At 69.9% G+C, this 16,729-nt stretch carries 18 protein-coding genes; 13 read left to right on the forward strand and 5 right to left on the reverse strand.

All coding sequences use genetic code 11. The features are described 5' to 3' along the window. Position 1: 1 nt before the first annotated feature. Together OG542_RS33060 and OG542_RS33065 are read right to left on the reverse strand one after the other, a co-directional pair. Entirely contained in the window at positions 2-589 is a 588-nt protein-coding gene (locus tag OG542_RS33060) for a pyridoxamine 5'-phosphate oxidase family protein (protein WP_328415620.1), read from the reverse strand. A gap of 141 nt (positions 590-730) precedes the next feature. Continuing rightward, on the reverse strand, positions 731-1,657 hold the full coding sequence (locus OG542_RS33065; protein ID WP_328415622.1) for a hypothetical protein: 927 nt from the start codon (positions 1,655-1,657) through the stop codon (positions 731-733). Positions 1,658-1,883: 226 nt separating this feature from the next. Between OG542_RS33065 and OG542_RS33070 the strand changes: the two genes are divergently transcribed. The 5 genes from OG542_RS33070 (at position 1,884) to OG542_RS33090 (ending at position 7,889) form a co-directional block, all read left to right on the forward strand. Further along, complete coding sequence (locus OG542_RS33070) at positions 1,884-3,077, forward strand: argininosuccinate synthase (protein WP_184597308.1); 1,194 nt, start codon at positions 1,884-1,886, stop codon at positions 3,075-3,077. Positions 3,078-3,147: 70 nt separating this feature from the next. Next, complete coding sequence (gene argH, locus OG542_RS33075; protein ID WP_328415624.1) at positions 3,148-4,581, forward strand: argininosuccinate lyase; 1,434 nt, start codon at positions 3,148-3,150, stop codon at positions 4,579-4,581. Between the two features lie 152 nt (positions 4,582-4,733). Next, complete coding sequence (locus OG542_RS33080) at positions 4,734-5,705, forward strand: aldo/keto reductase (RefSeq protein WP_328415626.1); 972 nt, start codon at positions 4,734-4,736, stop codon at positions 5,703-5,705. Positions 5,706-5,811: 106 nt separating this feature from the next. After that, positions 5,812-6,363 (forward strand): TetR/AcrR family transcriptional regulator, encoded by a 552-nt coding sequence (locus OG542_RS33085; protein WP_184597305.1) that lies wholly within the window; start codon positions 5,812-5,814, stop codon positions 6,361-6,363. Further along, positions 6,360-7,889, forward strand: a complete 1,530-nt coding sequence (locus tag OG542_RS33090; RefSeq protein WP_328415628.1) for an MFS transporter — start codon at positions 6,360-6,362, stop codon at positions 7,887-7,889. The genes OG542_RS33085 and OG542_RS33090 overlap by 4 nt, the downstream gene beginning before the upstream one ends. 72 nt (positions 7,890-7,961) lie before the next feature. Here OG542_RS33090 and OG542_RS33095 read toward each other — a convergent pair whose 3' ends face one another. Continuing rightward, the gene (locus tag OG542_RS33095) at positions 7,962-8,636 is read right to left on the reverse strand and encodes a lysophospholipid acyltransferase family protein (protein WP_189726505.1); all 675 of its coding nucleotides are present in this window, start codon (positions 8,634-8,636) and stop codon (positions 7,962-7,964) included. 385 nt (positions 8,637-9,021) lie between these two features. Between OG542_RS33095 and OG542_RS33100 the strand changes: the two genes are divergently transcribed. The 3 genes from OG542_RS33100 to OG542_RS33110 all read left to right on the forward strand — a co-directional run bounded on the left by OG542_RS33100 (position 9,022) and on the right by OG542_RS33110 (position 11,318). Continuing rightward, a complete protein-coding gene (locus tag OG542_RS33100) occupies positions 9,022-10,194 on the forward strand; it encodes a glycerophosphodiester phosphodiesterase (RefSeq protein ID WP_328415630.1) in 1,173 nt (390 codons plus the stop codon). Positions 10,195-10,268: 74 nt separating this feature from the next. Beyond that, a complete protein-coding gene (locus OG542_RS33105; protein ID WP_311124739.1) occupies positions 10,269-10,763 on the forward strand; it encodes an RNA polymerase sigma factor in 495 nt (164 codons plus the stop codon). 57 nt (positions 10,764-10,820) lie between these two features. Continuing rightward, a complete protein-coding gene (locus OG542_RS33110) occupies positions 10,821-11,318 on the forward strand; it encodes a GNAT family N-acetyltransferase (protein ID WP_193480464.1) in 498 nt (165 codons plus the stop codon). A gap of 67 nt (positions 11,319-11,385) precedes the next feature. Here the strand turns inward: OG542_RS33110 and OG542_RS33115 are convergent, their stop codons facing one another. Continuing rightward, a complete protein-coding gene (locus OG542_RS33115; RefSeq protein WP_328415632.1) occupies positions 11,386-11,817 on the reverse strand; it encodes a hypothetical protein in 432 nt (143 codons plus the stop codon). Further along, on the reverse strand, positions 11,798-12,157 hold the full coding sequence (locus OG542_RS33120) for a hypothetical protein (RefSeq protein WP_184597297.1): 360 nt from the start codon (positions 12,155-12,157) through the stop codon (positions 11,798-11,800). Before OG542_RS33120 ends, OG542_RS33115 begins: the two co-directional genes overlap by 20 nt. A 69-nt stretch (positions 12,158-12,226) precedes the next feature. Between OG542_RS33120 and OG542_RS33125 the strand changes: the two genes are divergently transcribed. The 5 genes from OG542_RS33125 to OG542_RS33145 all read left to right on the forward strand — a co-directional run bounded on the left by OG542_RS33125 (position 12,227) and on the right by OG542_RS33145 (position 16,643). Then, positions 12,227-12,877 (forward strand): HAD family hydrolase, encoded by a 651-nt coding sequence (locus tag OG542_RS33125; protein WP_311124737.1) that lies wholly within the window; start codon positions 12,227-12,229, stop codon positions 12,875-12,877. Between the two features lie 379 nt (positions 12,878-13,256). Beyond that, complete coding sequence (locus tag OG542_RS33130) at positions 13,257-14,291, forward strand: methionine ABC transporter ATP-binding protein (RefSeq protein WP_311124736.1); 1,035 nt, start codon at positions 13,257-13,259, stop codon at positions 14,289-14,291. Continuing rightward, the gene (locus OG542_RS33135) at positions 14,288-14,995 is read left to right on the forward strand and encodes a methionine ABC transporter permease (RefSeq protein ID WP_311124735.1); all 708 of its coding nucleotides are present in this window, start codon (positions 14,288-14,290) and stop codon (positions 14,993-14,995) included. Before OG542_RS33130 ends, OG542_RS33135 begins: the two co-directional genes overlap by 4 nt. 56 nt (positions 14,996-15,051) lie before the next feature. Then, entirely contained in the window at positions 15,052-15,870 is an 819-nt protein-coding gene (locus OG542_RS33140; RefSeq protein ID WP_193480254.1) for a MetQ/NlpA family ABC transporter substrate-binding protein, read from the forward strand. Between the two features lie 140 nt (positions 15,871-16,010). Then, complete coding sequence (locus OG542_RS33145; protein ID WP_193480253.1) at positions 16,011-16,643, forward strand: GNAT family N-acetyltransferase; 633 nt, start codon at positions 16,011-16,013, stop codon at positions 16,641-16,643. Positions 16,644-16,729: the final 86 nt, after the last annotated feature.

Consider the following 16,729-nt stretch of genomic DNA (forward strand, 5'->3'; position numbering starts at 1 on the left):
CTCAGACCGTAGAGGGAGGCAGCGGCAACGGCAGCCCGGGTAGTCCGTCCAGGCTGGTCGCGATGTGCTCCTTCTTGGTGAAGTAGGCGTCGAGCGAGGCGTCGTCCTCGCGTGCGAAACGCTTGCCGTGCAGATCGCGGTCCGCCTCGTACTCCATGAAGGGCACCGCGTAGCCGCAGGTGTCGCGGACGAGTTCGGCCGTCACGACGATGACCGCGCGCAGGCCGTGCTGAGCCGGGTCGATGTCCGGGAAGCGGGCGAGGAGTTCCCGGAAGCGCGGGTCGTCGCGGAAGACCGGCTCGCCCCGCCCGTGCACGCGGACGATGTTCGGCGGGCCCTGGAAGGCGCACCACATCAGGGTGATCCGCCCGTTCTCCCGCAGATGGGCGATGGTCTCGGCGTTGGAGCCGGCGAAGTCGAGGTAGGCGACGGTGTGCTCGTCGAGCACCGCGAAGGAGCCCTTGAGTCCCTTGGGGGAGAGGTTGACCGTGCCGTCGGCGGACAGGGGAGCGGTGGCGGTGAAGAAGACCGGCTGCGCCTCGATGAACGAGCGGAGCCGGCCTTCTATGCGCTCATGAGTCTTTCCCATGTCAGACGATTATGGGCGCAGGTCTTTCGACTGTCTAAGGAATTACGGGATCGGGTCACCTCTGCCGGATCCCGAGCTCAGACGCCTGCCCGTGGCCGCCCCGGCCGGCGCTCACTCGGGGCGGCCACGGCGCCTGTCACCTCACTGGTTGAGCTGGCAGGCGGCGAAGGCCTCGAGGCCCTCGGGCTTCTCGGCGGCACGGCCGATGGCGGTCTCGATGCGGTTGAGGGCGGCGACGCGCTTGTCCTCGAGCGGGCCGAGGATGGCGTTCTGGACGAAGTTGGGTCCGCCCTGGCCGACGGTGTCGACGAGACGCTTGTTGGCCTCCTGGATCTGGGTGTCCAGATCCCCCAGGTTGCGGTCGACCTCGGCCTGCGCCGAGGCGGGGACCGCGGGAAGCTCCCCGGTGACGTCCGGGCAGCTGATCGCGCCGGCCCCGGCGTTCCCCGCCTCGCCCGCACCCGCGCCCGCGTCCTCTCCGGCGCCCGCACCCGCTTCCGCACCGGCACCGGCCTCGGCGCCCGCACCCGCTTCCGCACCGGCACCGGCCTCGGCACCCGCACCGGCCTCTTCACCGGCGCCCGCCTCGCCTCCCGCTGCCTCGCCCGTCCCGGCGCCGCCGTCGGCGTTGAGCTGGCAGGCGGCGAAGGCCTCGAGGCCCTCGGGCTTCTCGGCGGCACGGCCGATGGCGGTCTCGATGCGGTTGAGGGCGGCGACGCGCTTGTCCTCGAGCGGGCCGAGGATGGCGTTCTGGACGAAGTTGGGTCCGCCCTGGCCGACGGTGTCGACGAGACGCTTGTTGGCCTCCTGGATCTGGGTGTCCAGATCCCCCAGGTTGCGGTCGACCTCGGCCTGCGCCGAGGCGGGGACCGCGGGAAGCTGCCCGGTGACGTCCGGGCACGAGATGGTGCCGGGACTCGCCAGCGTCCGGGCGTTCGTCCCGCCGCTCTCGGGCGTCTCCCCGGCGAGGGCGAAGCCGGCGATCACCGTGCCGGACAGTGCCACCGCGGCGGCGCCGCCGATGAACGCGACGCGACGCTTGTTGTACTTCGGAAGAGCCCTGGACATGCGGATGCCTCACTAGGGGTCGGGGGAACGGGGGGTCCTCGGTGTGCGAAACGCGGCGCCTGCGTTCGGCGAGAGGTACGGGTAAGCGGTTTCCCGCGTTCAAAGGATCTTCAAATTCTTCTAGGCCTGGCCAAAAACCGATTCTCGCCCGGAGCTGGATTGACGAATCATGCAGTGCTCTGCATACTCATGCATGTCAGTGTTCGCAGTATGAGGGGAAGAACCCGTGACCGAGCGCGTCGTACTCGCCTACTCCGGCGGTCTTGACACCTCCGTCGCCATCGGCTGGATCGCTGAGGAGACGGGCGCCGAGGTCATCGCGGTCGCGGTCGACGTCGGCCAGGGTGGCGAGGACCTGGACGTCATCCGCAAGCGTGCGCTCGCCTGCGGTGCCGTCGAGGCCGAGGTGGCGGACGCCAGGGACGAGTTCGCCGAGGAGTACTGCCTCCCGGCGATCAAGGCCAACGCCCTCTACATGGACCGCTATCCACTGGTCTCCGCCCTGTCCCGGCCGACGATCGTCAAGCACCTGGTGGCCGCCGCCCGGAAGCACGGCGCCACCACCGTCGCCCACGGCTGCACCGGCAAGGGCAACGACCAGGTCCGCTTCGAGGCCGGCATCGTCGCCCTCGCCCCCGACCTGAAGTGCATCGCCCCGGTCCGTGACTACGCCATGACCCGCGACAAGGCCATCGCCTTCTGCGAGGCCAAGGGCCTGCCGATCGCGACCTCCAAGAAGTCGCCGTACTCCATCGACCAGAACGTCTTCGGCCGCGCCATCGAGACCGGCTTCCTCGAGGACATCTGGAACGCGCCGATCGAGGACATCTACGAGTACACCCAGGACCCGGCCCTCGCCCGGGAGCCGGACGAGGTGGTCATCTCCTTCGAGGCGGGCGTCCCGGTCGCCCTCGACGGCAGGCCCGTCACGGTCCTCCAGGCGATCCAGCAGCTCAACGAGCGCGCCGGCGCCCAGGGCATCGGCCGGATCGACATGGTCGAGGACCGGCTCGTCGGCATCAAGTCGCGCGAGGTGTACGAGGCTCCGGGCGCGATCGCCCTGATCACCGCCCACCAGGAGCTGGAGAGCGTCACCGTCGAGCGCGAACTCGCCCGCTACAAGCGCGGCGTAGAGCAGCGCTGGAGCGAGCTGGTCTACGACGGCCAGTGGTTCTCCCCGCTCAAGCGCGCCCTGGACGGCTTCGTCGACGAGGCGAACCAGCATGTCACCGGGGACGTCCGGATGACCCTGCACGGCGGCCGCGCGGTCGTCACCGGCCGGCGTTCGCAGCAGTCGCTGTACGACTTCAACCTCGCGACCTACGACACGGGCGACACCTTCGACCAGTCCGCGGCCAAGGGCTTCATCGACATCTACAGCCTGTCGTCGAAGATCGCGGCGAAGCGCGACCTGGCGTAGGCATTCACGCGACCTGGCCTGGGCGTATAAAGGTCTGCGTCACATCCACACCCCTCTAGGAGCAACGCAAGTGAGCAGCAACAGCGGTGATGTCCGGCTCTGGGGCGGCCGTTTCGCCGACGGTCCCGCCGAGGCCCTGGCGAAGCTGTCCGCGTCCGTCCACTTCGACTGGCGGCTCGCGCCGTACGACATCGCCGGTTCGCGTGCGCACGCGCGCGTGCTGCACAAGGCCGGGCTGCTCACGGACGACGAGCTGACGAGGATGCTCGAAGGCCTGGACCGGCTCGAAGCGGACGTCGCCGACGGCTCCTTCGTCGGCACCATCGCCGACGAGGACGTGCACACCGCGCTCGAGCGCGGCCTGCTGGAGCGGCTCGGCCCCGACCTCGGCGGCAAGCTGCGCGCGGGCCGCTCCCGCAACGACCAGGTCGCGACCCTCTTCCGGATGTACCTGCGCGACCACGCCCGGGTCGTCGGCGGCCTGATCGCGGAGCTCCAGGACGCTCTGATCGGCCTGGCCGAGGCCCACCCCGACGTGGCGATGCCCGGCCGTACGCACCTCCAGCACGCCCAGCCGGTCCTGTTCGCGCACCACGTCCTGGCCCACGTCCAGTCCCTCTCCCGGGACGCGGAGCGGCTGCGCCAGTGGGACGCGCGCACGGCCGTGTCGCCCTACGGCTCGGGCGCCCTGGCGGGCTCCTCCCTGGGCCTGGACCCGGAGGCGGTGGCGAAGGACCTCGGGTTCGAGCACGGCTCCGCCGGCAACTCCATCGACGGCACGGCCTCCCGCGACTTCGTCGCCGAGTTCGCCTTCATCACGGCGATGATCGGGGTCAACCTCTCCCGGATCGCCGAAGAGGTCATCATCTGGAACACGAAGGAGTTCTCCTTCGTGACCCTGCACGACGCGTTCTCGACGGGCTCGTCGATCATGCCGCAGAAGAAGAACCCGGACATCGCGGAGCTGGCCCGCGGCAAGTCCGGCCGCCTGATCGGCAACCTGACGGGCCTGCTGGCCACGCTCAAGGCCCTTCCCCTCGCGTACAACCGCGATCTCCAGGAGGACAAGGAGCCGGTCTTCGACTCCATCGACCAGCTGGAGGTCCTGCTGCCGGCCTTCACCGGCATGATGGCCACGCTCACGGTCCACCGCGAGCGCATGGAGGAACTGGCCCCGGCCGGGTTCTCCCTCGCCACGGACATCGCCGAGTGGCTGGTCAAGCAGGGCGTCCCGTTCCGCGTCGCCCACGAGGTCGCCGGCGAGTGCGTGAAGGTCGCCGAGGCGGAGGGCAAGGAACTGGACGACCTGACGGACGACCAGTTCGCCAAGATCTCCTCCCACCTGACCCCCGAGGTCCGCACCGTCCTCAACGTCCCCGGCGCCCTGGCCTCCCGCAACGGCAGGGGCGGCACGGCCCCGAGCGCGGTCGCCGCCCAGTTGGCGGAGGTGAAGGCGGACGTGGCGGTCCAGCACGAGTGGGCAGTGGCCAAGAAGCAGGCCTGAGGGAAACGCACCTCTAAGGGGCGCGGGGAACTGCGCGACAAGCCACACACAACCCGCACCCGCCCCAACACAGCAAGACCAGAGCTCTCAGGCGAAGGTCATCGCGGGGGTTACGTTGGTCGAAAGCCGCAGCCGACCGAACGGAGCCCGCGATGCCCTTCGCCCGCCTGGCCACAGCAACCACCCCCACATGCCACATCGGTCTTGGTCTCGCCGCAGTCGGACGCCCCGGCTACATCAACCTCGGCCGGGACGAAGACCTCGGAGACGACCGAAGCGTCGAGACGCTCCGCAACCGCACACACGAACTCCTGGACGCCGCCTACGCCCAAGGCGTCCGCTACTTCGACGCGGCCCGCTCCTACGGCCGCTCGGAGGAGTTCCTCGCCGACTGGCTCAAGGCGAGGCCCGCCTTCGACGACATCGTCGTCGGCAGCAAATGGGGCTACACCTACACCGCCGACTGGTCCACCGACGCCGATCGCCACGAGGTCAAGGACCACGCCCTGCCCGCCTACGAACGGCAGCGCGCGGAGAGCGACGCCCTGCTCGGCGACCGGCTCGACCTCTACCAGATCCACTCGGTGACCCCCGACAGCCCGGCCCTCACCGACAAGGAACTGCACGCGAAGCTCGCGGAGGCCGCGGCCCAGGGACTCACGATCGGCTTCTCCACCAGCGGTCCCGCCCAGGCGGACGCGATCCGCGCCGCCCTCGCCGTGACGGTCGACGGCGAACCCCTCTTCCGTACCGTCCAGTCCACGTACAACGCGCTGGAGACCTCCGCCGCGACCGCACTCGCCGAGGCGCACGACGTCGGGCTCACCGTGATCGTCAAGGAGGGCATGGCCAACGGCAGGCTCGCCGGGCCGCACGCCCCGGACGCCATGAGGGAGGTCGCCGAGGAGGCCGGACTGGGCTGCGACGCCGTCGCCCTGGCCGTGATCCTGCGGCAGCCCTGGGCCGGGGTGGTCCTCTCCGGCGCGGCCACCACCAACCAGCTCGCCTCGAACCTGCACGCCGCGGTCGTCGACCTCGACGACGCCCAGCTGGCCCGCCTCGCCACGCTGGTCGAGGAACCGCACGCGTACTGGGAGCGGCGCGGGCAGCTGCCCTGGCACTGAGTACTGAGCACTGAGCACTGAGCATCACCTCTCCGTAAACCGCCGGCCGTGAGTCACGCATGCCCAGCATGAGACATCAGTGTCTCATCTGGGCTATGCTCGTCTCATGGCTGTCGATCCTGACCACGTGCTGCGCACTGCCGCGGCCCTGCTGACCCGTAAATCCACCGCGACCATGGACGAGGTCGCCAAGGCCGCCGGGATCAGCCGCGCCACCCTGCACCGCCACTTCGCCGGGCGTGACGTCCTCGTCCGCGCGCTGGAGTCGCTGGGCATCGCGGAGTGCGAGGCCGCGCTGGACGCGGCCCGGCTGGAGGAGGGCACGGCGAGTGAGGCCGTACGCCGGCTGGTCGGGGCCATCGAGCCCGTCGCCGGACTGCTCGCGTTCCTCTACTCCGAGAACCAGTTGTTCGAGGGCGAGGAGCTGAACGCGGGCTGGACCCTGATAGACGACCGGATCTCCGCCCTGTTCCGGCGCGGCCAGCTCGGCGGCGAGTTCCGCATCGACCTCACCCCCGCCTGGCTCACCGAGGCGCTCTACGGCCTGATGGCCTCCGGCGCCTGGATGGTGCACAGCGGCAAGGGCGCCCCCAAGGACTTCCAGCACATGATCGTCGAGCTGCTGCTCGGCGGCGCACTACGGAGAGAGGAATCATGACCAGCACCCTGCCGGCGGCGGAAGCGACCGAGGCGGTGAAGCGCCCGGGCCGCTGGCTCGCCCTCGGCGTCCTCGTGCTCGCCGTGCTGCTGGTGGCCGTCGACGCGACCGTGCTCGGTCTCGCGACCCCCTATATCAGCGAGGACCTGAAGCCTTCCGGTACACAGCTCCTGTGGATAGGCGACGTCTACTCGTTCGTCATCGCCGGTCTGCTCGTCTCCATGGGCAGCCTCGGCGACCGCATCGGCCGCAAGCGGATCCTGCTGATCGGTGCCACGGCGTTCGGCGCGATATCCGTGTTCAACGCCTATGCCACCACCCCCGAGATGCTGATCGTCGCGCGGGCGCTGCTGGGCGTCGCCGGCGCCACCCTGATGCCGGCCACGCTCGCGCTGATCCGCAACCTCTTCCACGATCCGCGCGAACGCAGTCTCGCCGTCGGCATCTGGGGCGCCACCGCCTCCGCCGGCACGGCCGTGGGCCCGATCGTCGGCGGGTTCCTGCTGGAGCACTTCTGGTGGGGCTCGGTCTTCCTGATCAACCTGCCCGTGATGGCGGTCCTGGTCCTTGTCGGGATCAAGCTGCTGCCCGAGTCGCGGACCGCGCATGCCGGACCCTGGGACCTGGTCAGCGTCGTGCTGTCGCTGGTCGGCATGGTCGGTGTCGTGTACGCGGTCAAGGAAGCCGCCACACACGGCTTCGCGTGGGCCACCCTGGGTGCCGGTCTGCTGGGCGCGGCCGCCCTGTACGGGTTCGTACGCCGCCAGCTCACGCTCCCCGCCCCGCTGCTGGACATGCGGCTGTTCCGCCACCGCGGCTTCAGCGGGGCCGTGCTGGCGGACCTGCTGACCATTCTCGGCCTGTCCGGGCTGGTGTTCTTCCTCTCCCAGTACCTGCAACTCGTCCAGGGCAGGCGCCCGTTCGAGGCGGGCCTGGCTGAACTGCCGGCCGCGATCGGCGCGGTGGCGGCCGGTCTGATGGCGGGGCGTGCCGCCCGCCGTTTCTCGGTGCGGGCCGTCGTCGCCGGGGGCCTCGCGGCGATCGGCCTCGCGCTGGCCGCGCTCACGGTGATCGGCCAGTCCACCGGCTATCCGCTGCTCGGGACCGCGCTGCTGGTCGTCGGGGTCGGTGCCGGTTTCTCCTTCACGGTGACCGCCGACGTGATCCTCTCCAGCGTGCCCAAGGAGCAGGCGGGCTCGGCCTCCGCCGTGTCCGAGACGGCGTACGAACTCGGCGCGGCCCTCGGCATCGCCGTGCTCGGCTCCATCGTGACCGGCGTCTACCGCGACTTCAACGGCCCGGCGGGCACCCCGGCCGCGGCCCACGAGTCACTCGGCGGTGCCGTCGAGGCGGCCGCGAGCATGCCCGCACACAGCTCAGCGGTGATGCTGGACGCGGCCCGCACGTCCTTCGTCGACGGCCTGGCACTGGCGGCCGGCGTCGGCGCGGTGGTCCTGCTGGCCGCGGCGGTGGCGGCGTGGTTCCTGCTGCGGGGGCAGCGGCTCGAAAGCGGGGCGGGACACTGACGGCAGAACAAGCCGGCAGGGGCGTGGGGCCGGGGCGCGATGCCCCTGCCCCACGCCCCTGACACAGGAGAACTACGCCGCTTCCTTGGCCTTGCTGGCGTACATGTCCACGTACTCCTGCCCGGACAACCGCATGACCTCGCTCATCACCGAGTCCGTCACGGCCCGCAGCACATAGCGGTCCCGGTCCATCCCCTCGTACCGGGAGAACTCCATCGCCTCACCGAACCGCACGGTGACCTTCCCCGGACGGGGGAGACCCGCCCCACCCGGCTGAAGCCGGTCCGTGCCGATCATCGCGAACGGCACCACCGGCGCGCCCGTCATCAGCGTGAGCCGGGCGATGCCGGTACGCCCCCGGTACAGCCGGCCGTCAGGCGAGCGCGTGCCCTCCGGGTAGATCCCGAAGACCTGGCCCTCCTCCAGCACCCGGCGCCCGGTCATCAGCGCGGCGACCCCGCCCCGGCCGCCGTCGCGGTCGACAGGGATCATGCCGACGCCGGTGAAGAACCAGGCCATCAGCCGGCCCTTGAAGCCCTTCCCGGTCACGTACTCGTCCTTGCCGATGAAGAAGACCTGCCGGTCGCAGACCAGCGGCAGGATCATCGAGTCGATGAACGTCAGGTGGTTGCCGGCCAGGATGACCGGACCGTCGCCGGGAATGTGCTCCGCACCTTCCACCTGTGGGCGGAACATCAGGCGCATGACCGGACCGAGCACTGCCTTGATGAGCGCGAAGCGGGACAACGGACCCTCCGGTGTCAAGGGAATCTGTATGAGTATGTGCAGGTGAGGACGATACTCGTGGCCCCGGGGGTCGCGCACATCGGGCACGGCGACTTAACCGAGGCCTTACGCACTGTTGACGCGTGTTTACCTGCGGTGGCGTGTCGTCGGCGGTGTGTAACCCGGCCGCCATGGTGTGACGGACATCGCCTCGGACGCACCGGACGCGTTCCCAGAACCGCCGCACCGAATCGAACGGGATACGACGAATCGTCAGTTCACCGCCCCCACCAGCCACTACGACATCCGGCGTCACCCGCGTGTTCCGCCCGGGGTCTCCCACCCGTCATGTACGCGCCCCTACGATCAGCCCGCACTGACGAGTCGACGGCAGGGAGGGCGCTCAATGGGAACGCAGGAGTCGAACGAAGAAACGAGCGGGACCGGACGGCGGGCCCTGCTCGGCGCGGCGGTGCTGACCGCCGGCGGAGCGGTCCTCGGCATGACCGGCACGGCGCGAGCGGACGGCTCCCGGCACGGCGGCGGACACGGCGGACTCAAGAGCCTGCCCAAGCCGACGATCGTCGGCCACCGCGGGGCCAGCGGCTACCGCCCCGAGCACACCCTGGGCTCGTACCAGCTGGCCCTCGACCTGGGCGCCGACATCGTCGAGGCCGGCGACCTGGTGCCGACGAAGGACGGGCACCTGGTCTGCCGGCACGAGCCGGAGATCGGCGGCACCACCGACGTCGCCGACCACCCCGAGTTCGCCGGCCGCAAGAAGACCAAGCTCCTCGACGGCGTCTCCACCACCGGCTGGTTCGCCGAGGACTTCACGCTCGCCGAGCTGAAGACGCTGCGCGCGATCGAGCGCATCCCGGCCAACCGCCCGCACAACACCCTCTACAACGGCCGCTGGGAGATCCCCACCTTCGAAGAGGTCCTGAAGTGGCAGGACGACCAGACCCGCAAGCGCGGCAAGCAGGTCTGGATCTACCCCGAGCTCAAGCACCCCACCTACTTCCGCAAGCAGGGCCTGCCGCTGGAGGAGCGGGTCGCCAAGGTGCTGCGCAAGTACCGCAAGGACCGGCGGACCTCCCCGGTCATCATCCAGTCCTTCGAGCCGACCAGCATCGAGCGCCTCAACAAGCTCGTCGACAACCCCCTGGTCGTCCTGCTGTCGTCGGCGGACACCCGCCCCTGGGACTTCGTCGAGACGGGCGACCCGCGCACCGTCGCCGACCTGGTCAAGCCGGCCGGCCTCAGGGAGATCGCCTCCTACGCGCAGGGCATCGGCCCGACCCTCGACCTGGTCGTCCCGCGCGACGCCAAGGGCAACCTCACGCAGCCGACGACGCTCGTCCCGGACGCGCACAAGGTGGGACTGATCCTCCACCCGTGGACCCTGCGCAACGAGAACCCCTTCCTGCCCGCGAACTTCCGCAAGGGCACGGACGCGGACGCCTACGGTGACGTCTTCGGCGCGTACAAGGCGTACTTCGCGACCGGCATCGACGGCGTCTTCACCGACCAGCCCGACACAGGTCTGCTGGCTCGCGAGGCCTTCGTCAACGGCTGACCTCACACCACCCGGTCGAGTGAGCTTCGGCCGCCCGGGCAACCCGCCGCCCGGGCGGTCGCGTCGCTCCGCATATGACGCCCGACCTGGTCACCGCCCTGGGCCCGCTGCTCACCGCCGAGGCCTCCGCTGAGGCATATGCCGCGGGAACCGAGCCGAGTGACCTGGAGCAGGCGGTCTGGCTCCGTCTGCTGGAGCGCCTCGACGCCGACGACCCGCCGCTCGACCCTCAGGGATGGCTCCGCCGTGCCGTCCGCTCGGAGGTCCGCCGCACCCGCCGTACGAGCCGCCTCGAACGGCCGTACGCCGGTGAACCGGTCGACGACGGTGACCGCGATCCCGAACAGCTCGCTCTCGCCGCGGCCCGCGGCCGTGCCCTGCGCGAGGCCGTACGCCGCCTCCCGGGCCGCTGCCCCCGGCTGATGGAGGCCCTGCTCTCCCCGCAGGACCTGACATACCGGGAAATCGCGGGGGAGTTGGGTATCTCACAGGGGAGTCTTGGCCCGGAACGTTCCAGATGCCTGGGATGTCTGCGCAGATTGCTCGCGCCGGAGGTTGCGGCCCGCTGAGGACGGGGATAGGAGTGAGGAACGACAGGTGATCAGATGAGCGGGAGGCGTGCGCACATGGGCATGAGCGTGACCATCTCTGCGGCGACCGAGCAGGACGCGGAGCAGATCTTCAGGCTGCAGTACCTGTGCTTCCAGCGGGAGGCGGCGCTGTACGGGAACTACCGCATCGACCCGCTCGTCCAAACCCTCGACTCGGTCCGCGAGGAGGTCACCCGGGACTGCGTCTTCGTGGCCCGGCTCGGCGACGAGGTCGTCGGCTCGGTCCGCGGCTCGGCCACCGAGGACGGCGCCGCCGCGATCGGCAAGCTCTGCGTCCACCCGCGCCTCCAGGGCCACGGCATCGGAGCCCGCCTCCTCCGAGCGGCCGAATCGGCCCTCGCCGACCAGCACGGCGCCAAGCGCTTCCGCCTCCACACCGGCCACCGCAACGAGGGCAACCTCCGCCTCTACCGCAAGGTGGGCTACGAGACCGTAGGCACGTCCCAGGGGGCAGACGGCATCCCCATGATCGTCCTGGAGAAGCCGGCGGGCACCTACGCGGCGACAGCTTGAGGCTTGCCCTCAGGGGCGCGGGGAACTGCGCGACAAGCCACATCCGGCCCGCGGCCGCCTGTTCACCTCAGGCGGCATCCCCATCCCGCGAACGCGAAGCCCGCAGCCAGTAAATGGCAGACAGCGGCAACAGCACGGGGATGAACAGATAGCCCATCCCGAAGTCCGACCACACGGTCGCGTCAGGAAACGCCGACGGCTCGGCCAACGTCCAGGTCCCCACCGTCAGCACACCCACCAACTCCGCGACACAACACACCAGCGCCGCTCGCCGAGCCGTCTCCCCACCCCGCACCAACGAGTACGTGATGAACCCGTACACGACACCCGCCACGGCGGACAGCGAGTACGCCAGCGGCGCCCGGTCGAACTCCGTCGCGATCTGATACGCCGACCGCGACACCGCCCCGACGACCATCACGCCGTACAGCCACACCAGCAGCGTGCCCGGCCCACTGATCAGCCGCTGCCGGCTCACCTCAGCCTCCCCAGATGTCATAGAGCCGCACCTCCAGCACCGCCAGCACCACACCGCCGGCGGCAACCGTCACCGAGCCCCACCGCGTGCGCTCGGCCAGCGACATGAACCCCGCCGCCGGGACGCACGCGAACGCCCCCAGCAGATACGCCACGAAGATCGTCGTGCCCTGCTCCGGCTTCTCGCCCTGCGCCAGCAGCACGATCCCCACCACCAGCTGGACCAGCGACAGCAGGGTGACCACGGCCATCCCGATGAAGTGCCAGTCCTTCGTCGGCTGGTCACGGTAGGCCGCCCAGCCGCACCAGGCGGCGAGCAGCAGCGCGGCGACGCCGGTCACCAGCGTCAGAGCAGCAAGCATGCTGCGACCTTATTACGGCCGAAAAGGCCCGATGCTTCCGGCCCTGGCCTGCACCGTAGGGTCGAGGGCATGAAGATCCACGCGCAAGCCCTGCTGTTCGACAACGACGGAACCCTGGTCTCCTCCCTCGACTCGGTGGACCGCTGCTGGACGCGGTGGGCCGCGGAGTACGGGATCACGGCCCAGGAGTTCGCGCGGGTCGAACTGCACGGCCGGCCGGCAGCCGAGATAGCCGCCGATCTGCTGCCCGCCGAGATCGTGCCGCAGGCCGTCGCGCGGATCGAGGACCTGGAGGTGGAGGACGTACCCAACGGCGGTGTGCACCTCCTGCCCGGGACGCGCGCGTTCCTCGGCTCCCTGCCCGCCGAGCGCTGGGCCGTCGTCACCTCCGCCACCCGGCGGCTGGCCGAGGCGCGGCTCGACGCCGTCGGCATCCTCCCCAAGACGCTCGTCGCCGCCGACGACATCACCCGCGGCAAGCCCGACCCCGAGCCCTACCTGCTCGCCGCCCGCACCCTCGGCGTCGACCCGGCCCGCTGCGTCGTCTTCGAGGACGCCCCCGCGGGTTTGACGGCCGGTCGCGCCGCCGGCATGACCACCGTGGCGTTGACCACAACCCACCAGGCCCACGAGCTCGACGCCGACCTGGTCGTCGAGAACCTGTCGGCCCTGTCCGCACTGGTCACCGAGCAGGGGGTGGAAATCTCCCCCCGCGGCTGACGCGTCCCGGCCCTTGTCCACCGCTGTCCAGCATCCGGACAGCGGCGTGACTGTCAGGACCGTACGCGTGTTTTACTGGCGACATGACCACGACGAGCGACCGCATCCCCGCGACCGAGGCGACCATGACGCCCGGTGCTCGTTGTATGTGTCGAATGTGCGCCTTCTAGAGGGCCCCCGCACCACCCCCTGAGCTCGCGCCCCGAAGCGAGACAGCGGCAGGTCCGCACGCCCCTGAGCGGTGCGAGACGCCACGCCGCCCCGCGCGCATGTTCTCCCCGGTTCCCCGCCTCAGCGAGAACCGTGTCGCGTCCCTGAACGAACGCATCTGTGCCCGGGCACACCCACGCCCGCGCACTCGACAGTGACGGAAACACACGTGATCACCACAACGGACCTGACCAAGGTCTACCGTTCACGCGGCCGCGAGGTCACCGCCCTGGACGGCGTCGACCTGCACGTCCGCGAAGGCGAGGTGTACGGCGTCATCGGCCAGTCCGGCGCCGGCAAGTCCTCGCTGATCCGCTGCGTCAACCTGCTGGAACGCCCCACCTCCGGCACCGTGACCGTCGCCGGACAGGACCTCACCGCCCTGGCCGGCCGCGGCCCGCGCGCCGGAAAGGAACTGCGGGAGGCGCGCAGCCGGATCGGCATGGTCTTCCAGCACTTCAACCTGCTGTCCTCCCGGACCGTCCAGGACAACGTCGAACTGCCGCTGGAGATCCTCGGCAAGTCCGGCGGGGAACGCTCCCGCAAGGCGCTGGAACTGCTCGACCTGGTCGGCCTCGCCGACAAGGCGGGCGCCTACCCCGCGCAGCTCTCCGGCGGCCAGAAGCAGCGTGTCGGCATCGCCCGCGCCCTCGCCGGCGACCCCAAGGTGCTGCTGTCCGACGAGGCCACCAGCGCCCTCGACCCGGAGACCACCCGCTCCATCCTGGCGCTGCTGCGCGACCTGAACCGGCAGCTCGGCCTGACCGTCCTGCTCATCACGCACGAGATGGACGTCGTGAAGTCGGTCTGCGACTCCGCCGCGCTCATGGAGAACGGCCGCGTCATCGAGTCGGGCACGGTCAGCGAACTGCTCGCGACCCCCGGCTCCGAACTGGCCTCCGCGCTGTTCCCGCTCGGCGGCGAGGCCTCCGGGGACGACCGCACCGTCGTCGACGTCACCTTCCAGGGCGAGAGCGCGACCCAGCCCGTCATCTCGCAGCTCGCCCGCACCTACAACATCGACATATCGATCCTCGGCGCCGCCATCGACACCGTCGGCGGCCTCCAGGTCGGCCGGATGCGCATCGAACTGCCCGGCCGCTACGAGGACAACGTCGTGCCGATCGGGTTCCTGCGCGAACAGGGCCTGCACATCGACGTCCTGGGCCACGAGTCCGAACTGGTGAAGGAGGGTGTCAAGTGACCTGGTCCGAGATGCAGCCACTGCTGGAGCAGGCGTGTTGGGACACGCTCTACATGGTCGGCTGGTCCACGCTCATCGCCGTCGCCGGCGGACTGCCGCTCGGGATCCTGCTGGTCCTGACCGACCGCGGCGGCCTGCTCCAGAACCTCGCCGCCAACAAGGTCATCGGGCAGATCGTGAACATCGCCCGCTCCCTGCCGTTCATCATCCTGATGGTCGCGCTGATGGGCTTCACCCGCTCGATCACCGGGACGACCATCGGCGTCGAGGCCGCCATCGTGCCGCTCGCCGTCGGCGCCATCCCCTTCTTCGCGCGCCTGGTCGAGACGGCCGTCCGCGAAGTGGACCACGGGCTCGTCGAGGCCGTGCAGTCCATGGGCGGCAACACCTGGACCATCGTCCGCAAGGTCCTCGTGCCGGAGTCCCTGCCGTCGCTGATCTCCAGCACCACCACCACGATCGTCGCGCTCATCGGCTACTCGGCCATGGCGGGCACGGTCGGCGCCGGCGGCCTCGGAGACATCGCCATCCGCTACGGCTACCAGCGCTTCGAGACCCAGCTGATGTGGATCACCGTCGCGATCCTCGCCGTCGTCATCTCGGTCATCCAGTTCGCCGGCGACTACGCGGCCCGCTCCCTGCACCGCCGCGGCGCCCACTCGGGCCCCGCCCCGAAGCTGCGGCTGCTGAAGGCCGCCTCCTGAACTCCCCCCACAAGGGGGTCGCACCACTCGCAAGGCCATAAGGAAAGGCACTTTTCGTGCGTAACACCGCCAAGATCACCACCGCCGTCCTCGCTGCCGGAGCCCTCACCCTCGGGCTCAGCGCCTGCGGCGCGGGCGACTCCGGCTCCGACGGACCGCTGATCGTCGCCGCCAGCCCCACCCCGCACGCCGAGATCCTCACCTACGTCAAGGACAACCTGGCGAAGAAGGAGGGCCTCGACCTGGAGGTCAAGGAGTTCACCGACTACGTCACGCCGAACACGGCGACGCAGGACGGCTCCGTGGGCGCCAACTACTTCCAGAACCAGCCGTACCTCGACGACTTCAACAAGAAGAACGGCACCGACATCGTGCCCGTCGTCACGGTCCACCTGGAGCCGCTCGGCCTCTACTCCCACAAGGTCAAGAAGGCCGACGCCCTGAAGAGCGGTGCGACCCTCGCCATCCCCAACGACACCGTCAACGAGGCCCGCGCCCTCAAGCTCCTCGCCGCCAACGGGCTCATCACCCTCAAGGCGGGCGTCGGCAACGAGGCGACCCCTTCGGACATCACCAAGAACCCGAAGAACCTCAAGTTCAAGGAGCTGGAGGCGGCCCAGACCCCGCGCTCCCTCGACGACGTGGACGCCGCCGTCGTCAACGGCAACTACGCCCTCGAGTCCGACCTGAAGCCGGCGAAGGACGCCCTCGTCCTGGAGTCCCCGAAGGACAACCCGTACGGCAACTTCCTCGCCGTGAAGAAGGGCGAGGAGAACGACCCGCGGGTGAAGAAGCTCGCCAAGCTCCTCACCTCGCCCGAGGTGAAGAAGTTCATTCAGGACAAGTACGCCGGCGCCGTGCTCGCCTCGTTCTGAGGCCGCTCGAGGCACTCGCCCAGCACGGGGTCCTCCCTCGCCCGGCGGGGAGGACCCCGTGATGCGGATCAGTGCTTTCATGCTGCATGCTGGGCAGTTGAGCAGGCCCCGAAGGTTCACCGAAGGTTACGGAGCGGCGCATGACGAGCACCTTTCCCAACGTCTCCATCAACACGGAGCGGTTGGTGCTGCGTCCCCTTGACGAAGACGACGTCGCCGCCCTCGCCGCGATGATGAACGACGAGCAGGTGGCCGCCTGGACCTCCGTCCCCCAGCCCTTCACGGAGGACGGCGCCCGCACCTGGATCACCGAGTACGCCCCCACCGAGCGCACCGAGGGACGCGGCCTCGACTTCGCGGTCACCGAGTTCCTCACCCAGCGCCTGGTCGGCGTCATCCAGCTCGGCAAGACCAACTGGCACGTACGCTCCACCGAACTGTCGTACATCATCGCCCCCTGGGCCCGAGGCGAGGGCTACGCCTCCGAGGCCGCCCTCGTCACCGCCCGGTGGCTCTTCTCGGACCAGAAATTCGAACGCATCGAACTGCGCACGGCGGCCGACAACACCGCCTCCCAGCAGGTCGCCCAGAAGATCGGCTGTATCAGCGAGGGCGTGCTGCGCAACGCCTGTATAGCCCGCAGTCGTGCCGAGGACGGCACGTGGACGGACGTACGCACCGACTTCATCGTCTGGAGCCTGCTCCCCGAGGACCTGGAGGGCGTCGGCGACCAGCCGGCCGACGGATTCACGTCCTTCGACGACTGGAACTGACCGGAACGGCCACCGTGCGCGACAGCACCGCCGTCCCCTCAACCGGCTCCACCGGGTACTCTCACCAAGCCCGACCACGGGCCGCC

This window comes from Streptomyces violaceus, from assembly GCF_036014075.1.
GTDB classification, from domain to species: domain Bacteria; phylum Actinomycetota; class Actinomycetes; order Streptomycetales; family Streptomycetaceae; genus Streptomyces; species Streptomyces violaceus.